The following is a 17637-nucleotide window of genomic DNA, read 5'->3' as shown; positions in this document are numbered from 1 at the left end:
GTGGCGCGTTGCATGGGGGTGGCGACGGTGTCGCGCTCCGGAGATACGGTGACGGCCATGGTCTCAGACCTTTTCGACTTCTGGCCGGCCCAATATGCCGGAAGGCAGGAAGATCAGCACGATCGCCAGGATCGAGAACGCCGCGACGTCCTTGTAGTCGATCGAGAAATAGGCCGACCACATGCTCTCGATGAAGCCGATCATCAGCCCGCCGAGCACCGCGCCCGGCAGCGAACCGATGCCGCCCAGCACCGCCGCCGTGAAGGCTTTCACGCCGGGCGTGAAACCGTCCGAGAAGGCAATGACGCCGTAATACATCAGGAAGAGCGTACCGGCGACGGCGGCAAGGGCCGCACCCATGATGAAGGTGATCGAGATGGTGCGGTCGACATCGATGCCGAGCAGCGCCGCCATCTTGCGGTCCTGCTCACAGGCCCGCTGCGCCCGCCCAAGCGAAGTCCTGTTGACCAGATACCAGAACAGCGCCAGCAGCAGCGCCGTGACGATGACGATGATGATCTGCTTCAGCGACACACTGATGCCGTTGATGTTGTAAACCTGCGAAACCATCGGCGGGATCGGCTTGTTGCGCGGCCCCTGCGTCACCTGGACGAAATTCGACAGCGCGATCGACATGCCGATCGCGGTGATCAGCGGCGCCAGCCGGAACGAGCCGCGCAGTGGCCGGTAGGCAACCTTCTCGATCGTCCAGTTGTAGAGGCTGGTGAGCAGCATCGCCACGATCATCATGAGCAGCAGCGCCAGCACCACCGGCACCGAATAGAACAGCGCGCCAAGTGCGAGGAAGACGATCAGTGCCGTGAAGGCACCCACCATAAAGATATCGCCATGGGCGAAGTTGATCATGCCGATGATGCCGTAGACCATCGTGTAGCCGATCGCGATCAGCCCATAGATCGATCCCAGCGTCAGCCCGTTGATAAGCTGCTGGACAAAATACTGCATGTGTACATGGCTCCCCTGGAATGTCGCCCATGCAGACGCATTCCTTTTCGTATTTCCCCTAGTCGTAAAGTTTCGAGCCCGGATTGCAACGTCATTTTTCAATCGTCATGCGTGTTTTCGCGGCACGCCGTCCGATTGCCCGTTTTCTCTCATCCGACCCCTGGACTATCGCGGACCCTACCATTGGCATAACGCAATGTCTTTGACGATTCGACCGCATCATGCGCCCCGTTTCGAAGAAATCGCCGTCAAAATTAGGTGATGAGAAGAATCGTTGCGTTGCTGACACGGCCCGTTTTTCGTTCCGTTCCTTTCCCCAGGGTCAGGTTCCCCTTCACTTGACCACAAAACCATGCGCGAACGGATCGCGGTCGTCGATGAAAATGGTGTTCAATCCGGTCATCCGCGCCCAGCCGCCGATCGAAGGAATGATGGCCGGTTTGCCGGCGACGGTGACGTCCTTTTCGACCTTGCCCTTGAACAGCGAACCGATGATCGATTCATGGACGAAGCTGTCGCCGGCCTTGAGTTTGCCCTTGGCATGAAGCTGCGCCATGCGCGCCGAGGTGCCGGTGCCGCAGGGTGAACGGTCGATCGCCTTGTCGCCGTAGAACACGGCGTTGCGTGCGTCCGCACCATCCACCGTCGGCGCGCCGGTCCACAGCATGTGCGACAGCCGGTTGATGCCCGGGTTCTCCGGATGCACGAAGGAATATTTCTCGTTGAGCCGCTGCCGTACCACCGGGCTCCAGGCGATGAAGTCGCCCGCCGAATAGTCGGCCATGTCGCGATAGTTCATCTGCGGCTCGACGATGGCGTAGAAGTTGCCGCCATAGGCGACGTCGACGGTGATTTCGCCGAGCTGCGGACACTCGACCGTCAGCCCCTCTGCGTAGAGGAAAGACGGCACATTGGTGATGCGCACCTCCTCGACATAGTCGCCGACTTGGCTGTACTCGGCGATGACCAGGCCGGCCGGCGTGTCGAGCCGAAGCACGCCCGGCGTCTTCGGCTTGATCAGCCCGTGTTCGATGGCAAAAGTCACCGTGCCGATGGTGCCATGGCCGCACATCGGCAGGCAGCCGGAGGTTTCGATAAACAGGATGGCGATGTCGCAATCCTCGCGCGTCGGCGGATAGAGGATGGAGCCGGACATCACGTCGTGGCCGCGCGGCTCGAACATCAGCCCGGTGCGTATCCAGTCATACTCGGCGAGGAAATGCGCCCGCCGTTCCATCATCGTCGAGCCCTGCAGCAGCGGGCCGCCGCCGGCGACCAGGCGCACCGGATTGCCGCAGGTGTGGCCGTCTATGCAGAAGAAGGATTTCTTGGCCATGACGCTCCTCGAAAAATCAAAACCCACGAAAATCAAAATCGTTGTGAACTGAAGGGGGCCAGATCGATCGGCGAAGTCTGCCCCAGGACGAGGTCTCTGATCAACCGTCCGGTGGCCGCCGCCTGGGTCAGGCCGAGATGGCCATGGCCGAAGGCATAAACCACCGACCGCCTTCCCGGCGCGCCGCCGATGACAGGCACCGAATCCGGCAGCGAGGGACGGAAGCCCATCCATTCGCGCCCGCCCGAGGGATCGAGGCCCGGCAGGAACTTTTGCGCCTTCCGCAACAGCGCCTTCGATCTGGCATAATTGGGCGGCCGCTCGATGCCGCCGAGTTCGACGGCACCGCCGACGCGCAGGCCCGTTTCGAGCGGCGTGATGACGAAGCCGTGCCCCGAGAAGATCAGCATCCGCTTCACGTCGAAGGCGCTCGTCGGCAACGTCGTGTTGTAGCCGCGTTCGGTCTCCAGTGGAATGCGATCGCCGAGCTGCCTCGCCAGCTGATGCGACCAGGCGCCGGCGGCGATGACAAGATGCCGGGCTTGCCTGGTCGTGCCGTCAGCCAATGTCAGCGCAGCACCTTCCTGGTTGGCTGTGACGCGGTCGATCCGTGCCTTTTCAAAGCGGGCGCCCTTGGTCTGCGCATAGGCCCACACCGCCTTGCCGAGCAGTTTCGGGTCGGCGACGGTCTTCCATCCCGGCACGAACGTGCCCTTGACGAAGCGTGGCGAAAGCCCCGGCTGCAAGGCAGCCAGCTCTTCGCCCTCGACATGGCGAAAGCCGATGCCGAAACGCTCGCGCGCCGCCCAGCCAGGCAGCCCGGCCTGAAACTCGGCTTCGCTTTCGTACAGTTCGAGTGAACCATCCTCGCGCAGCATCGACCGCGTTCCGGAGCGATCGAGCAGGCCCATCCATTCCGCTTCGGCAAGCTTCATCATACCAGCCTGAGCGGCGAGGCTCGCCTCGTATTTTTCCGACGCCCCGGCGCGCCAGAAGCGGATTAGCCAGGGCAGAAGCTTCGGCAGATAGGCTGGCGGAATGCTGAGCGGGCCGAGCGGATCGGCCAGCCATTTCGGCAGCTGCCGCATCATGCCCTTATGCGCCATCGGCAGCACGTCGGAAAAGGCAAAGGCGGCGGCATTGCCGGAACTCGTCTCCTCGCAAATGCCCGTGCGGTCGAAGATCGTGACCTTGCGCCCCACCTCGGCGAGAGCGGCGGCGGCGCAGATGCCAATGATGCCGCCACCGACGATGGCGATGTCCGAGATCTCGGTTGGCGCCGTCACGACCGGATATCTCCAGGGTTGAGGGCTTTTGTCATCAGCGGGTTTTCCCGGTCGGACTGGGCGACCGCCCAACCGAGGGCCTGATAAAACCCTTCTGCCTCCTTGGCCGCGTTGACTTCAAGCTGCTCCAAACCAAGGCGGCATGCATAGGCCTCGACTTCCTGCATAAGAATTCGGCCGAAGCCACGCCGCTGCATATCCGGCTCGATGGCAACGAGCCGGGCAACACCGAGGCGCGGACCGGCAACGTCCAGCCTCGCGGTCCCTACCGGCACGCCGTCGCGCATGAGGAGTAGTGGATGATTGCTCGCAAGGCGGTCGTCGGGATGCCGTTCGTCATAGCCATCCAAGCGCCGGTCCTCCCAAAGAACGCGCTTGCGAATACGATGATATGCCGCCCAATCCCCATCGCTTTCGACGCGCTTGAGATGGATCCGATGCGGCATATAACTTTCCTCAGAACGACGGCAGTGTCGGCCGAACCGCCAGCGCGTCCTTGACGATCTTCTCGACTGCCTTGCGGCGCTCGCCCGACAGCGGCTGGCGCGGCATGCGGACGCGGTCGTTGGTGTTGATCGCGAACACTTCGGCGAGTTTGATGTTCTGGACCAGATAGGTCGAGACGTCGAGATCGAGCAGCGGACGGAACCAACGGTAGATGGCGAGCGCCTCTTCGCGGCGGCCTTGCTTCATCAGTTGGTAGATGGCGACCGTCTCGCGGGGGAACGCGGTGACCAGTCCAGCCACCCAGCCGATGGCGCCGACCGACAGCGCTTCGAAGGCGAGATTGTCGACGCCGGTGAACAGGTCGTAGCGGTTGCCCAGGCGATTGATGATCTCGGTCGAGCGGCGGATGTCGTCGGAGGATTCCTTGATGGCGACGAAGCGCTTGTCCGATGCCAGCTCTTCCATCTGGTCCACGGTGACGTCGACGCGGTAGGCAAGCCGGTTGGAGTAGATCATGACCGGCAGGTCGCCGGCCTCGGCGACAGCGCGGAGCGCCGCGACCGTCTCTTCCGCATTGGTGTGATAGATCGGGCTCGGCACGACCATCAGGCCGTTGGCGCCTTCTTTCGCGGCGCGTCTGGCGATACTGGCGGCCTCACGGGTGCCGGCCTCGTTGACGGTCAGCAGCACCGGCTTCTTGCCGGCAACTTTCTGCGCGGTCTTGAGCACTTCGATCTTCTCGTCGGGCGACAACATCGGCCCTTCGCCGAGCGATCCGCAGACGATGATGCCGTCGCAGCCGGCCTCCATCTGCAGGTTGAAGCAACGCTCCATCTCGGCATGATCGAGACGATCATCCGCGGTGAATTTGGTCGTGACGGCTGGAAAAACTCCGGTCCACATCATCATCTCTCCATCTGATATATCAGCCGTATATCTGTTAAGAAACTGCCTGTCAATGCGGATTCCGTTATGATATATGCAAGATATATCAGGAGAGCGCCTTTGATATCCATGGAAGCCAGCACCGTGACCGAGCCAGCCGCGACCAAGGCCTATCACGTGCTCGAGCACATGATCGTCACGCTCGAGCTGGCCCCTGCGAGCTTCGTCACCGAGGGCGCCCTGATCGACAGGCTCGGGCTTGGTCGCACGCCGGTACGCGAGGCGATTCAGCGGTTGGCCTGGGAAGGGTTGCTCGACGTGCGGCCGCGCGCCGGCATCGCGATCGCTCCGCTGCATCCCGGCGACTGGCTGCGCGTGCTCGACGCGCGCCGCGGCGTCGAGGTAGTGCTAGCCCGTTCAGCCGCCCGCTTCGTCACCCGCGAGGCAGCCGACCTATTTCACGAAGCAGCGCTTGCCATGCAGAAGGCGGTCATCGCGGGCAACGTGCTTGCCTTCATCCAAGCCGACAAGGCGCTCGACGAAGCGCTGGCCCTGGCCGCCGACAACCCATTCGCCGCTCGGCTGGCAGCCCCCTTGCAGACCCACAGCCGCCGCTTCTGGTTCCGCTACAAGGCCGACACCGGCCTTGCCGAATCCGCCGAGCACCATGTCGCGCTGATCCGATCGATCCTTGACGGCGACGAGGAGGCTGCGGCCGAGGACGCCGAGCGGCTGATGGCGCTGCTGCGCGGCCATGCCGAGGTGGCTGCCACGCGCTGAGAGCCCTCAAATTGGCCCGGCGTCTGTCCTCGGGTCTTTTCCTCGCTTCGGTTCAGGTACCTGGTAAGGCAGCTGTCACCAACGCACCGTCCCAACCTTCGCCTGCGGTGATGACGCAGCTCTGACCTTGCGTATCGCTGGCGAGGATAGTCCAGGTGCCTTGGTCGGAAACGAAGACTTCGAGAATCACGCTCGGGTTGACCAGGCCGCGTGCTGCCTCGCTTTCGTGGAACTTCTCGCCGAGCGCCTTGATCATATCCGCTCGGGCCGCGCATTGTCCGGCCGCCAAGGCCGGGACGGCAAAACACGAAGACGCAGCACAAAGTAGCATTGCCATGAGACGTGTCATCCGACACCTCCTTGCGCCGCACGCTACCCCCCGGAAGCTGTCGCCAGCGCCGTTGGTTGATCTGCCGCACCTCCTTCGCGGCAGGACTGAAAGCCTAAGACTACAAACGACCGTCCGGTTCCATCACATTAACGTTTAGGCTGATACGGGCCGCGACCGGATTGCAAAAAGGCCCGGGCACTGCGGCCCGGGCCTTAAGTTTCAAAATCGTTGCTCCGCGCCATCCTGCCCGTGCCCGCAGCCGAAGACACGCAAGCAGAAACCGTCGGGCTAGTTCATCGTCGGGATGACGAACTCTGCACCATCCTTGATGCCGGACGGCCAGCGCGAAGTCACCGTCTTGGTCTTGGTGTAGAAGCGGAACGCGTCCGGGCCGTGCTGGTTGAGGTCGCCGAAGGAAGATGCCTTCCAGCCGCCGAACGTGTAGTAGGCGATCGGCACCGGGATCGGCACGTTGATGCCAACCATGCCGACCTGGACCCGCGAGGCGAAGTCGCGCGCGGCATCGCCGTCACGGGTGAAGATGGCGACGCCATTGCCCATCTCGTGGTCGTTGGCAAGCTTGATCGCGCTCTCATAGGTCGGCGCGCGCACCACCGAGAGCACCGGCCCAAAGATCTCTTCCTTGTAGATGCGCATGTCCGCGGTGACGTTGTCGAACAGGCAGCCGCCCATATAGTAGCCGTCTTCGTAGCCCTGCATGGAGAAGCCTCGGCCGTCGACGACCAGCTTGGCGCCTTCCTTGACGCCGGTGTCGACATAGCCCTTGACCCGCTCCAGCGCCTGCGCCGTCACCAGCGGGCCGAAATCAGCGGAAGAGTCCGTCGAGGGACCGACCTTCAGGCTTTCGACGCGCGGGATCAGCTTTTCCATCAGCCGGTTGGCGGTGTCGTTGCCGACCGGGACGGCCACGGAGATCGCCATGCAGCGCTCGCCGGCCGAGCCGTAGCCGGCGCCGATCAGCGCGTCGACGGTCTGGTCCATGTCGGCGTCAGGCATGATGATCATGTGGTTCTTGGCGCCGCCGAAGCACTGCACGCGCTTGCCGGCGGCGGTGCCGCGCGAATAGATGTAATGGGCGATCGGCGTCGAGCCGACAAAGCCGATGGCCTTGATGTCGGGATCGTCGAGGATGGCGTCGACGACGTCCTTGTCGCCATTGACGACGTTGAGGATGCCCGCCGGCAGGCCGGCCTCGAGGAACAGTTCGGCAATGCGCATCGGCACGCCCGGGTCGCGCTCCGACGGCTTCAGGATGAAGGCGTTGCCGCAGGCGATGGCCGGCGCGATCTTCCACAGCGGGATCATCGCCGGGAAGTTGAACGGCGTGATGCCGGCAACGACGCCGAGCGGCTGGCGCATCGAATAGACGTCGATGCCGGGGCCGGCGCCGTCGGTGAATTCACCCTTCATCATGTGCGGCGCGCCGATGCAGACCTCGACCACTTCGAGGCCGCGCTGGATGTCGCCCTTGGCGTCGGCGATCGTCTTGCCATGCTCGCGCGCCAGGATGTCGGCCAGTTCGTCATAGTCGCGGGCGACCAGTTCGAGGAACTTCATCAGTACGCGCACGCGGCGCTGCGGGTTGGTCGCCGCCCATTTGGGCTGCGCTGCCTTGGCATTCTCGACCGCCGCGCGCAGTTCCGCCTGCGAAGCCAGCGCCACCGTGCCGCGCACGGAGCCGTCCATCGGCTGCATGACATCCTGCTTGCGGCCGCTGGTCCCGGCGACATGCTTACCGCCGATGAAATGACCGTAGTCGATCATGATCTCTCTCCCCTTGTTTGTGATGGCCCATTGTCCGCCTTTGCAGCGGCGATGGCAACGCGAGGGAGAACGCAACCGTTGTGCGGAAAGTAGATAGCGGTTGACGAGAGAGCATCAATTCCCGCAAATGATGGGATGCAATTGCTGCTGTAAGGATTGAGAGATTGAGTTCTTTCGCGCCCCCCTCTGTCCTGCCGGACATCTCCCCCTCTAGGGGGGAGATTGCGCTGTCATCTTCGGCTTCGCCAATTATTGAGGCTGTTAACGAAGAGCTGTCGGCGAAGCTGCCAATCTCCCCCCTTGAGGGGGAGATGTCCGGCAGGACAGAGGGGGGCGCCACAGAACGCAGCGTCGGCGATTTTCATCTGGACCATTCCCATGAACTGGGATGACGTCCGCATCTTCCTGGCCGTAGCCCGCGCCGGCCAGATCCTTGGCGCGGCCAAACGCCTGGAACTCAACCACGCCACCGTCTCGCGCCGCATCGCCGCACTCGAGGATGCGCTGCGCACAAAACTGTTTCGCCGGCTGACCACCGGCAGCGAATTGACGCCGGCCGGCGAGCGCTTTCTCGACATTGCCGAGCGCATGGAAGGCGACATGATCGCCGCGCGCTCAACCGTTTCCGGCGAAGGCGACGATGTCTCCGGCACTGTACGCATCGGCGCGCCCGACGGTTTTGGCGTCGCCTTCCTGGCCAAGCGCCTCGGCGCGCTAACCGCGCTGCACCGCGAACTGACGATCCAGCTGGTGCCGGTGCCGCGCTCCTTCTCGCTGTCCCGCCGCGAGGCCGATATCGCCATCACCGTGGAGCGGCCGACGGAGGGCCGGCTGGTGGCAGGGAAGCTGGTCGACTATTCGCTCGGCCTGTTTGCCTCGCGCGACTATGCGCAAGTGCATGGTTTGCCCCAAACCGCCGCCGAATTGGGCCAGCACACTCTCATCGGCTATGTGCCGGACCTCATCGTCAGCCCCTCGCTCGACTACGCGGCCGAATTCAGCGGCGATTGGCGCACCAGCTTCGCCATCTCTTCGGCGCTCGGCCAGGCCGAAGCGGTGCGCTCGGGCGCTGGCATCGGCATCCTGCACACCTTCGTCGCCCGCTCGATGCCGGAACTAGTGCCCGTCGATGTGGTGGCGCCCATCCGCCGTGCCTACTGGCTGGTCTATCACGAATCGGTCCGGCCGCTGCGCCGCGTCCAGATCGTCGCCAGCTTCATCACCAAGGCAGTGGAGCGGGAAAGGAGCCTGTTCGTGTGATGCATGTCGCCCAAAAGTGGCCTCGATCCGGCCTTCTACACCAGGATGAAGCCGATCTATGACGACTATGTCGCCCACTCCAACCCGGTCGCCACCAATGTGACGATCCCGTGGGCCTATTGGCTGTTGTTCGACGAGGATTGGGTCAGACAAGCATTCTGACCAACGCACGCCCTACCGCAAATAACGCTCCTGCGCGAGGTCGCGGACATCGATGTCCGGCACCCGGCTCGAGATGATATCGGCCAGAACCTTGCCCGAGCCGCAGGCCATGGTCCAGCCGAGCGTGCCGTGGCCGGTGTTGAGATAGAGATTGGAAAGCTCGGTGCGGCCGATCAGCGGCGGACCGTCCGGCGTCATCGGCCGTAGCCCGCACCAGAAGGTCGCGTCCCGCATGGCGCCAGCGCCCGGAAAGAGATCGCCGACCGAGTGCTCCAGCGTGCGGCGGCGCGATTCGTGCAGCCTGAGGTCGAAGCCGGAAATCTCGGCCGTACCGCCGACCCGGATGCGGTCACCAAGCCTGGTGATTGCCACCTTGTAGGTCTCGTCCATCACCGTCGACACCGGTGCCGCCGCGGCATCCTTGATCGGCACGGTGATCGAATAGCCCTTGACCGGATAGACCGGGATCGGCCGCTTCACCCGGCGCATGAAACCCGCCGAATAGCTGCCCATCGCCATCACATAGGCGTCGGCGGCTTTCCATCCCTTGCTGGTGCTGAGATTGGCGATGCGGTTGCGGCTGCGGATGATACGCCAGATCGTCACGTCGTATTCGAACTTGACGCCGCGCGCCACACAGAGCTCCGCCAGCCTGTCGGTGAACATCTTGCAGTCGCCGGTCTCGTCATGCGGCAGCCTGAGGCCGCCGACGAACTTTTCGCGCACCCCGGCCAGGCCCGGCTCCGCCGCGATGCAGCCGTCCTGATCGAGGATCTCGTAGGGCACGCCATACTTCTTCAGCACCTCGACATCGCCGCCGGTGCCGTCGAGCTGCTTTTGCGTGCGAAACAACTGCAACGTGCCTTGGGTCCGCTCGTCATAGGCGATGCCGGTCGATTCGCGCAGCGCCTTCAGCGTGTCGCGGCTGTATTCGGCCAGCGGCACCATGCGCGCCTTGTTGATTGCATAGCGCTCGGCCGTGCAGTTGCGCAGCATCTTGACCAGCCATGTCCACATATGCGGATCGAAGGCCGGCCGCACGACCAGCGGGCCATGCTTCATCAGCAGCCATTTGATCGCCTTTAGCGGAATGCCGGGCCCGGCCCAGGGCGAGGCGTAGCCGGGCGATATCTCGCCGGCATTGGCGAAGCTGGTTTCCAGCGCCGGGCCTTTCTGGCGGTCGAGAACCGTCACCTCGTGGCCGGCTTCGGCGAGAAAATACGCCGTGGTCACCCCGATGACGCCACCGCCCAGCACCATGATCTTCATCGTACAACACTCCACGGCGACGCTCAAACCGGTGCCATCTTCTGTCTGCCGGATTCTGTGGCGCCCGCCAAGAGGCTACGCGCCAAGCGTCAGCTATTGAGATAGCGCCGATGGAAGCGCGGGCCGAGGCTGGTCAGGATCTCGTAGCCGATGGTGCCGGCATGGCCGGCAGCCTCATCGACGCTTTGCGAGGGACCGAGCAATTCGACGAGATCCCCCTCGCGGAGCTTGCCGGACGGCAGGGCGGAGATGTCGAGAATGATCAAATCCATCGACACCCGCCCGAGGAAGGGCAGGCGCGCGCCCTCGAACCAGGCCGCGGACGCCGCGCGTCGGTGCCAGCCATCGGCATAGCCCAGCGAGATCGTCGCGGCAGCGAGCGGAGCCGTCGTTTGGAACATGTGGCCGTAGCCGACACCGACGCCGGCCTCCAGCATGCGTGTCTGCACGACCTTGGCCTCCAGCCGCACCACCGGCAGCATCGGGTTCGGCCTGGCCGGTGTCGGATTGATGCCGTAGAGCGCGGCACCCGGGCGGGCGAGATCGTAGTGGAAGCGCTGCCCCAGAAAGATGCCGGACGAATTGGTCAGCGAGGCCGGCGCCTTCGGCAACAGTGCGCGCAGCTGCTCGAACGCCAGTCGCTGCCGCTCATTGGCCGGGTGCTCCGGCTCGTCTGCGCAGGCCAGATGGCTCATCACGAAGCGTATGTCGATGCCGTCGAGAGCATGCGGATCGGCGGCAACGCGCTCCACATCCCGGGGCGCCATGCCAAGCCGCGACATGCCGCTGTCGACTTGGATCGCAGCCGGCAGTTTTCGGCCGGCGCGCCGAGCCGCCGCACGCCAGGCCGCCAATTGTTCCGGGCTGTTGATGACGGCGCAAAGGTCTGCCGCCACCGCGTCCGGTTCGGCACCAGGCGGAATGCCGTTCAAGACGAAAATGGCAGGATCCGGCCCGATCGAGCGGCGCAAGGCGACGCCTTCGGCCAGAAGCGCGACGAAGAAGGTGTCGCAGCCTTCGCGCAGCAGCGCCGCCGCGACCTGGCTGGCGCCGACGCCGTAGCCGTCGGCCTTGACCACCCCGGCACAGCCAACATCGCCCAACCGCGCTTTCAGCCGCCGGTAGTTATCACGGATGGCACCGAGATCGATGGTGAGGATGGCTCCCGCCACCGCTTCGCTTGTGGCGGTGACCTCTTCGGGCAGCGACCTTTTGGGGGCGTCGTTCATGGCGACCCTTCTTCTAGCGGATAGACATCAATAGGACCGCCGGGTCGGCGCGGCAACCGGGTCGTTTCCTGCTAGGGCTATTGCACCAGATGGCGGAACGCCGCCACAACGTCCTCATAGACATGGCGTTTGAACGGCACGATCAGGTCGGGCAGGTCCCGCATCGGCCGCCATGCCCATTTGTCGAATTCGGCGGTATGGCCGCCCGGCGGCGGGTTGATCTGGATCTCGCTGGTATCGCCGTGGAAGCGAAAGGCGAACCATTTCTGCGTCTGGCCGCGATATCGGCCCTTGAAGGCGATGCCGACGAGATGGTCCGGCAAATCATAATTGATCCAGTTGGGCGCTTCGGCCAGCAGCGAGACGCCTCGCATGCCGGTCTCTTCATAGAGTTCGCGCTCTGCCGCCTGCAACGGCTCCTCGCCCTTGTCGATGCCGCCCTGTGGCATCTGCCAAAGCTGCGTCGTGCCGGCAAATTCGCTGTCCGGCTCGGCAATGCGGTGCCCGACCCAGACCAGGCCTTCGGCATTGAGGATCATCAATCCGACGCAGGGGCGATAAGGCAGCGTCTCGCGATCGATTCTTTTTGTCTTCGGCATCGGTCAGTCTTTCCGGTCGTCGTCCAATCAGGACGTGGCTAGCCTTTTTGCGGGTCAATGGCCACCGCTGAAACCGGCACGATCTCGATGCCGCGCTTCTTGGCCTCAACCACCCAGGACGACACGGTGTCGACCGTCAGGTCGAAGGCCGAGCCGATGCCGACGGCAGTGCCTTTGGCCCGCGCGGTCGCTTCGAGACTGTCGAGTTTCTTCAGGATTTCGCCGCGGTCCTGCACCGCATCGATCGCCGTGTCGCCGGAGACGAAGGGCACGCCGTCCTTCAGCGCCAGGTCGGGCGCCAAGCTGCGCGCCGACGATCCGTCATCGATATAGGCGAGGCCGCGTTTGCCGAGTTCGGCCATGAACGGCTCCATCGCGGCGGCGTCGGCCGAAAAGCGCGCGCCCATGTAGTTCATGACACCGGTGTAGTTGGTCGTCCGCGACAGCGCCCAATGCAGGTTCTTCAAATTCTCGTCCGCGCTCGCCGCCACCGTCAGCGTGTTGCGGCCGGGATTGATGTTTGGATAGTCGAACGGTTCGAGCGGCACCTGCATGACGATCTCGTGGCCGCGTTGCCGGGCTGCCTGCATCCAGCGGCCGATGCTGTTGCCTTGCGGCGCGAAAGCCAGTGTCACTTCCGCCGGCAGCTTGGCGATGGCCGCCTGGGTGCCTGTCTGCGAAACCGAAAGCCCGCCAATGACGATCGCCACCCGCGCCCCACGCCCGCCGGACCAGGGCCGCGCATAGACGTCGAACGGCCGCAGACCGTCAGCCCCGCGCACAGGCAAAGGCCCGGTTTCGCTGGCTTCGATCAGCGCCTTGTCGGGAATATGCGCGATCTTCAGGTTCTGGCCGATGGTCGATGGGTCGCGAATGACGATCGCCGCCTTGGGCGGGCCATCGCCCGCTTCCGTCTGTACGTGGATGATCTGCGGCCCGCCTGTCTCTGCCGGCGTCTCCGGCTTTGGCGTCGCCACCGGGGCTAGTGCGGCCGGCATGGCAGCGGGTTCGGCCGCCGCAGCTACTTTCGGTGTCGAAACGGCAACTTCTTGCGGCTTTCGAAACGGCTTTTCCCTGAGCGCGATCGCGCCGGAGACGCCGACCACAGCCAGCGCGGCCAAGGCCGCCAAGACCGTGCCGCCGCTGATCTTGCCGGCGGCGCGCGGCGACCGGACAGCCTGTCCGAGCGGGCGTTCGATGTCCTTGCCCATATCAGCCAAGCCCTAATCCCCGGGCGCATCAGCTTCGAAGACGAAACCGCTTCGAAAAGACATGCGCGAATTCATCAATCCTGGCGCACCCGTGGCGCCGTGTTTGGGGTTTTGCCTTGCCCCCGAATCAAACTGCCGGAACCTTTCGGTCCCGGCAGCTTCGCATTGCTTCCATCGGGCGGCCAGACCTACTTGTCCGGCCCACCGCTACTGGTTGAGAACGGCCTTCTGCGGATTGGGCGGGAAGGACGGATCGGTCTTCTGGCCGCGCAGCAGCTGCTCGGCATAGATGAGCTGCAGATCGTCCTTCGGATCCGGCGGTACATAGGCCGCCGAGCCCGAACCGGTCGTGCTCTCGTCGGCGCCCTTGATATGGCCCTTGAGATCGGATTCGCCGCGCGTCAGGTCCCTGCCCTGCAGTTCCGGCGGCAATGGCTGGTCGACCTTGATGTCGGGCGTGATGCCCTTGCCCTGGATCGACTTGCCGGACGGCGTGTAATAGAGCGCCGTCGTCAGCCTGAGCGCGCCATTCTCGCCGAGCGGAATGATGGTCTGCACCGAACCTTTGCCGAAGGACTGCGTGCCGACCACCGTGACGCGGCGCAGATCCTGCAGCGCGCCGGCGACGATCTCCGACGCGCTGGCCGAACCGCCATTGACCAGAACGATCATCGGCTTGCCGTTGATGTCGTCGACCTGCTTTGGCTTGGCGTCGAAGCGAGTGACGTCCTTGGGATCGCGGCCGCGCGTCGAGACGATCTCGCCGCGGTTGAGGAAGGCATCGGACACGCTCACCGCCTGGTCGAGCAGACCACCCGGATTGAGGCGCAGATCCAGAACGTAGCCCTTGAGCTTGTCGTCCGGCACCTGCTTCTTGATGGTGTCGATAGCGTTCTCGAGGTCGTCATAGGTCTTTTCGGTGAAGGAGGTGATCTTCATGTAGCCGATGTCGTTTTCGACCCGGAACTTGACCGCCTTGACCTTGATGATGTCGCGCACGACCGTCAGTTCGATCGGCTTGTCGGCGCCCTGGCGCAGGATGGTCAGCTTGATCGGCGTGTTGACCAGGCCGCGCATCTTGTCGACCGCGTCATTGAGGGTCAGGCCGCGAACCTCTTCACCGTCGATCTTGGCGATATAGTCGCCGGCCAGCACGCCTGCCTTGGCGGCCGGCGTATCGTCGATCGGCGTGATGACCTTGACCAAATCGTTCTCCATGGTGACCTCGATGCCGAGGCCGCCGAACTCGCCCTTGGTCTGGACGCGCATATCCTGCGCCTGCTCGGCGTTCATGTAGGAGGAGTGCGGGTCAAGCGAGGCAAGCATGCCGTTGATGGCGTTCTCGACCAGCGACTTGTCGTCGGGCGGTGTGACATACTGTGCCCGCACCCGCTCGAAGATATCGCCGAAGATCGCCAATTGCTTGTAGGTCTCCGACCCTGCAGCGTTCGCCGCCGAGCCGGGCGTGCCATAAACAAGGCTCATGGCGGAGGCGCCCATCAGCGCACCGGCAAACAGAAGCGACAGTTTCCGCATTATTCACGTCCTTCCAGAAAAACGGTCCGCCCACCATGGGGTCGGATCGACGGGTTTTCCATCCTTGCGAAACTCCACATAGAGTTCCGACGTGGCATTTCCATTCTTCGAAACCGAGGTGCTCGCCACCCTGGCCTCTCCCATCGCGCCGACCGGCTCTCCTGCGAGCACTGATTGACCGGTTGCGACGCTGATTCTGCTCATCCCCGCCAAAACGACATGATAGCCGTCGCCTGCGTTCAGGATCAAGAGTTGACCATAAGAGCGAAACGGCCCCGCATAAAGCACATTCCCATCCGCCGGCGCGGTAACGATGGCTCCCGATTGTGTCGCAACCATGTCGCCAAGCATCACCGCGCCGTTACCGTCATCGGCGCCGAATCGCCGTTTGATGCGGCCGGTCACCGGTAGCGCGATCTGTCCCTGCAGCGCTGAAAAAGGCGCTGCGGCCGCAAGCTGGTTGCCTTCCGGCACCGGCAGCGACGCCAGTTCCGTCGGCGTTGACGTCTTGTCGCTGTCCGCCGTCTTCTGCTCGGCGGCCTTGGCCGCATCGGCAGCCTTGCGGGTCTTGTCGGCTTGTGCTTCGAGGGACGCGATCAATTCCTTCAGGCTGCCGGCCTTGGCCGCCAGCGCCTCGGATCGCTGCTTTTCAGCGGCCATTTGCGTTTGCGTGTCGGCTTCGAGCTTCTGCTTGGCTTCCAGCAGCATGCCGAGTCGTTTTTTTTCCGCCGCCTGGTCGCCGACCACCGCCGTCAGCCGTGCTCGCTCGGCCTCGATCGAGGCCGTGACCTTGGTCTGCTCCTTGAGATCGGCGAGCAGGATATCGGTCTGCTGACGCAATTCCGGCACCACCGCGCCGAGCAGGATGGCACTGCGCACCGACGACAACGCGTCCTCGGGCTTGACCAGGATCGCCGGCGGCGGGTTCAGCCCCATGCGCTGCAGCGCGCCCAGCACTTCGGCCAGCACGTCGCGTCGCGCCGCGAGCGAGGCGCGTATCTTCTGTTCCTGACCCTTCAGCCCTTCCAGCCTGGCGCCGATGTCCTCGATGTCCTGGCCAAGCTTCTGCTCGGTCATCGCCGACTGGATCAGGGCGGCGGTGATCGAGGCGTGATCCTTCTTGATGGTCGCGATGTCGGCGGAAAGCTTCGCCAACCGTTCCGACGACAGCGTGATCTCCTTCGAGACCTGCTCGTATTCCGCCCGGCTCTGGTCCGGATCAGGAGCCATGTCGAGCGTATTTTCGGCCTGCCCCGCATGCAGCGACAGGACAAGCACCGCCGCCGCGATGCCGCAGCGCGCGCGCCATGAGCCCGTTCTCGATTTCCAGCCTTCAGACATTCGGTGTCGACTCTATCTGCGGCTTCGTTAACGAACCATCAACCATGTTTGAAAGGCCCGTTTCCGAATGCATGCCGCCCGAAGTGGTCAGGTCCCGGAATGCGACATGCATAATACCAAAAGCCAGTCTTGCACGGCATTGGGGCGGAAATCCGCGTGAGTCGCGCCAATTCACCGGTTTACGAGCGATGATAGGGATGTCCCGAAAGGATGGTTGCCGCCCGATAGAGCTGCTCTCCCAGCATCACCCGCACCAATTGATGCGGCCAGGTCAGCAATCCGAACGACATCACCAATTCGGCCTGATCGCGCAGCGACTGGTCGTGGCCGTCGGCGCCGCCGATGGCGATGATCAGCGCCTTGCGGCCACCGTCACGCAAGACGCCGAGGCGCCCGGCGAAATCTTCCGAGGAAAAGCTTTTGCCGCGTTCGTCGAGCAGGATCAGCGCGGTGCCGGGCTGCAATTGCATCTGCAGCTTCTGGCCTTCCTCACGCCGCCGCTCGTTGGCGGTCTGGCCGCGACCTTCGGCGATCTCGGCAATGCCGGCGAATTCGAGTCCCACCGCAGGGCCGCTCTTGGCGAAACGCTCGAAATAGCGGTCGGCGAGCAACTTCTCGGGGCCGGCTTTCATCCGGCCCACGGCATGAACTGATATCTTCATCCTCGCCCCTATAAGCCGCTAATGCATGCGATGACATGCATCAAAACAAAGGCGGCTTAGTGGAGGGTTTCTTCCTCGAGATCCGGCGCCTGCCACATCTTTTCAAGATTGTAGAATTCGCGGACTTCGGGGCGGAAGACATGGACGATAATATCGCCCGAATCGATCAGGACCCAGTCGGCGCCTGCCAACCCCTCAACGCGCGCCGTGCCGAGCCCGGCATCCTTGAGCGCTTTGAGAAGATGATCGGCGACAGCCGCAACATGACGGTGCGATCGACCCGAAGCGACGACCATGTAGTCGCCGAGGCTCGATTTTCCCTGGATGTCGATGGAGACAATGTTTTCGGCCTTGGAGTCTTCCAGACTGGCAAGGACTGTCTTGATGGCGCGGGACACGGCGTCGTCTACGCTGATCCTGGCCGGCGAAGGCATGATATCGGCCTTCTTCCGCAGTGCTGTTCTCAGTGTATTTCCTTTCGCAGCAAGAACAACCAAATCACCCTTAAAAGCAGGTGACGCCACTTAGATAGGCAGAGTTCCCTTACAGTTT

Annotated in this window: 18 protein-coding genes; 3 read left to right on the top strand and 15 right to left on the bottom strand. The window is 63.5% G+C overall.

Annotated features, from left to right (window positions below; translation table 11 throughout):
- Nucleotides 1-63: 63 nt before the first annotated feature.
- The 5 genes from NKI38_RS00215 to NKI38_RS00195 form a co-directional block, all read right to left on the bottom strand.
- Nucleotides 64-966: a branched-chain amino acid ABC transporter permease gene (locus NKI38_RS00215; protein WP_352631950.1), complete on the bottom strand. Its 903-nt coding sequence runs from the start codon at nt 964-966 to the stop codon at nt 64-66.
- Between the two features lie 334 nt (nt 967-1300).
- Entirely contained in the window at nt 1301-2302 is a 1002-nt protein-coding gene (locus tag NKI38_RS00210; protein ID WP_352653833.1) for a 4-hydroxyproline epimerase, read from the bottom strand.
- A gap of 32 nt (nt 2303-2334) precedes the next feature.
- On the bottom strand, nt 2335-3588 hold the full coding sequence (locus tag NKI38_RS00205) for an NAD(P)/FAD-dependent oxidoreductase (RefSeq protein WP_352653831.1): 1254 nt from the start codon (nt 3586-3588) through the stop codon (nt 2335-2337).
- The gene (locus NKI38_RS00200) at nt 3585-4034 is read right to left on the bottom strand and encodes a GNAT family N-acetyltransferase (RefSeq protein ID WP_352653829.1); all 450 of its coding nucleotides are present in this window, start codon (nt 4032-4034) and stop codon (nt 3585-3587) included. The genes NKI38_RS00205 and NKI38_RS00200 overlap by 4 nt, the downstream gene beginning before the upstream one ends.
- 10 nt (nt 4035-4044) lie before the next feature.
- The gene (locus NKI38_RS00195; RefSeq protein WP_352654213.1) at nt 4045-4938 is read right to left on the bottom strand and encodes a dihydrodipicolinate synthase family protein; all 894 of its coding nucleotides are present in this window, start codon (nt 4936-4938) and stop codon (nt 4045-4047) included.
- A 69-nt stretch (nt 4939-5007) separates the two neighbouring features.
- Here NKI38_RS00195 and NKI38_RS00190 point away from each other — a divergent pair, with 69 nt between their 5' ends.
- Nucleotides 5008-5700 carry a GntR family transcriptional regulator gene (locus tag NKI38_RS00190; RefSeq protein ID WP_352653828.1) on the top strand — a complete coding sequence of 231 codons (693 nt, stop codon included), beginning with the start codon at nt 5008-5010 and terminating at the stop codon, nt 5698-5700.
- 52 nt (nt 5701-5752) lie between these two features.
- On the opposite strand, the gene NKI38_RS00185 is transcribed toward NKI38_RS00190, so the two are convergent.
- Together NKI38_RS00185 and NKI38_RS00180 are read right to left on the bottom strand one after the other, a co-directional pair.
- Complete coding sequence (locus tag NKI38_RS00185) at nt 5753-5956, bottom strand: hypothetical protein (RefSeq protein WP_352653826.1); 204 nt, start codon at nt 5954-5956, stop codon at nt 5753-5755.
- A gap of 363 nt (nt 5957-6319) precedes the next feature.
- The gene (locus tag NKI38_RS00180; RefSeq protein ID WP_023811796.1) at nt 6320-7816 is read right to left on the bottom strand and encodes a CoA-acylating methylmalonate-semialdehyde dehydrogenase; all 1497 of its coding nucleotides are present in this window, start codon (nt 7814-7816) and stop codon (nt 6320-6322) included.
- Between the two features lie 378 nt (nt 7817-8194).
- Here NKI38_RS00180 and NKI38_RS00175 point away from each other — a divergent pair, with 378 nt between their 5' ends.
- Together NKI38_RS00175 and NKI38_RS00170 are read left to right on the top strand one after the other, a co-directional pair.
- The gene (locus NKI38_RS00175) at nt 8195-9076 is read left to right on the top strand and encodes a LysR family transcriptional regulator (protein WP_352653824.1); all 882 of its coding nucleotides are present in this window, start codon (nt 8195-8197) and stop codon (nt 9074-9076) included.
- A 3-nt stretch (nt 9077-9079) separates the two neighbouring features.
- The gene (locus NKI38_RS00170; RefSeq protein ID WP_352653822.1) at nt 9080-9238 is read left to right on the top strand and encodes a hypothetical protein; all 159 of its coding nucleotides are present in this window, start codon (nt 9080-9082) and stop codon (nt 9236-9238) included.
- A 12-nt stretch (nt 9239-9250) separates the two neighbouring features.
- Here the strand turns inward: NKI38_RS00170 and NKI38_RS00165 are convergent, their stop codons facing one another.
- The 8 genes from NKI38_RS00165 to rsfS form a co-directional block, all read right to left on the bottom strand.
- Nucleotides 9251-10507 carry a D-amino acid dehydrogenase gene (locus NKI38_RS00165; RefSeq protein WP_352653820.1) on the bottom strand — a complete coding sequence of 419 codons (1257 nt, stop codon included), beginning with the start codon at nt 10505-10507 and terminating at the stop codon, nt 9251-9253.
- A gap of 89 nt (nt 10508-10596) precedes the next feature.
- Nucleotides 10597-11736, bottom strand: a complete 1140-nt coding sequence (gene alr, locus NKI38_RS00160) for an alanine racemase (protein WP_352653817.1) — start codon at nt 11734-11736, stop codon at nt 10597-10599.
- A 77-nt stretch (nt 11737-11813) separates the two neighbouring features.
- Nucleotides 11814-12335: an RNA pyrophosphohydrolase gene (locus NKI38_RS00155; protein ID WP_352653815.1), complete on the bottom strand. Its 522-nt coding sequence runs from the start codon at nt 12333-12335 to the stop codon at nt 11814-11816.
- 38 nt (nt 12336-12373) lie between these two features.
- Nucleotides 12374-13555, bottom strand: coding sequence for a divergent polysaccharide deacetylase family protein (locus NKI38_RS00150; RefSeq protein ID WP_352653813.1), 1182 nt, complete (start codon nt 13553-13555; stop codon nt 12374-12376).
- Nucleotides 13556-13753: 198 nt separating this feature from the next.
- Nucleotides 13754-15085, bottom strand: coding sequence for a S41 family peptidase (locus tag NKI38_RS00145; RefSeq protein ID WP_056586250.1), 1332 nt, complete (start codon nt 15083-15085; stop codon nt 13754-13756).
- Complete coding sequence (locus tag NKI38_RS00140; protein WP_352653812.1) at nt 15086-16423, bottom strand: murein hydrolase activator EnvC family protein; 1338 nt, start codon at nt 16421-16423, stop codon at nt 15086-15088.
- A 179-nt stretch (nt 16424-16602) separates the two neighbouring features.
- Entirely contained in the window at nt 16603-17085 is a 483-nt protein-coding gene (gene rlmH / locus NKI38_RS00135; protein WP_352653809.1) for a 23S rRNA (pseudouridine(1915)-N(3))-methyltransferase RlmH, read from the bottom strand.
- A 56-nt stretch (nt 17086-17141) separates the two neighbouring features.
- Nucleotides 17142-17519, bottom strand: a complete 378-nt coding sequence (rsfS, locus tag NKI38_RS00130) for a ribosome silencing factor (RefSeq protein WP_352631923.1) — start codon at nt 17517-17519, stop codon at nt 17142-17144.
- Nucleotides 17520-17637 lie beyond the last annotated feature (118 nt).

It is taken from the genome of Mesorhizobium sp. M0621, from assembly GCF_040320745.1.
In the GTDB taxonomy this organism is placed as follows: domain Bacteria; phylum Pseudomonadota; class Alphaproteobacteria; order Rhizobiales; family Rhizobiaceae; genus Mesorhizobium.
Note: the sequence above shows the minus strand (reverse complement) of the source record. Positions and strands in the feature narration are given on the sequence as shown.

What these genes read in the sequence shown, in the direction of transcription:
- alr (WP_352653817.1), bottom strand. Translation starts at nt 11,736, where the DNA reads ATGAACGACGCCCCCAAAAGGTCGCTGCCCGAAGAGGTCACCGCCACA.
- NKI38_RS00175 (WP_352653824.1), top strand. Translation starts at nt 8,195, where the DNA reads ATGAACTGGGATGACGTCCGCATCTTCCTGGCCGTAGCCCGCGCCGGC.
- NKI38_RS00215 (WP_352631950.1), bottom strand. Translation starts at nt 966, where the DNA reads ATGCAGTATTTTGTCCAGCAGCTTATCAACGGGCTGACGCTGGGATCG.
- NKI38_RS00180 (WP_023811796.1), bottom strand. Translation starts at nt 7,816, where the DNA reads ATGATCGACTACGGTCATTTCATCGGCGGTAAGCATGTCGCCGGGACC.
- rlmH (WP_352653809.1), bottom strand. Translation starts at nt 17,085, where the DNA reads ATGAAGATATCAGTTCATGCCGTGGGCCGGATGAAAGCCGGCCCCGAG.
- NKI38_RS00170 (WP_352653822.1), top strand. Translation starts at nt 9,080, where the DNA reads ATGTCGCCCAAAAGTGGCCTCGATCCGGCCTTCTACACCAGGATGAAG.
- NKI38_RS00200 (WP_352653829.1), bottom strand. Translation starts at nt 4,034, where the DNA reads ATGCCGCATCGGATCCATCTCAAGCGCGTCGAAAGCGATGGGGATTGG.
- NKI38_RS00185 (WP_352653826.1), bottom strand. Translation starts at nt 5,956, where the DNA reads ATGATCAAGGCGCTCGGCGAGAAGTTCCACGAAAGCGAGGCAGCACGC.
- NKI38_RS00165 (WP_352653820.1), bottom strand. Translation starts at nt 10,507, where the DNA reads ATGAAGATCATGGTGCTGGGCGGTGGCGTCATCGGGGTGACCACGGCG.
- NKI38_RS00195 (WP_352654213.1), bottom strand. Translation starts at nt 4,938, where the DNA reads ATGTGGACCGGAGTTTTTCCAGCCGTCACGACCAAATTCACCGCGGAT.
- NKI38_RS00140 (WP_352653812.1), bottom strand. Translation starts at nt 16,423, where the DNA reads ATGTCTGAAGGCTGGAAATCGAGAACGGGCTCATGGCGCGCGCGCTGC.
- NKI38_RS00155 (WP_352653815.1), bottom strand. Translation starts at nt 12,335, where the DNA reads ATGCCGAAGACAAAAAGAATCGATCGCGAGACGCTGCCTTATCGCCCC.
- rsfS (WP_352631923.1), bottom strand. Translation starts at nt 17,519, where the DNA reads ATGCCTTCGCCGGCCAGGATCAGCGTAGACGACGCCGTGTCCCGCGCC.
- NKI38_RS00190 (WP_352653828.1), top strand. Translation starts at nt 5,008, where the DNA reads ATGATATATGCAAGATATATCAGGAGAGCGCCTTTGATATCCATGGAA.
- NKI38_RS00210 (WP_352653833.1), bottom strand. Translation starts at nt 2,302, where the DNA reads ATGGCCAAGAAATCCTTCTTCTGCATAGACGGCCACACCTGCGGCAAT.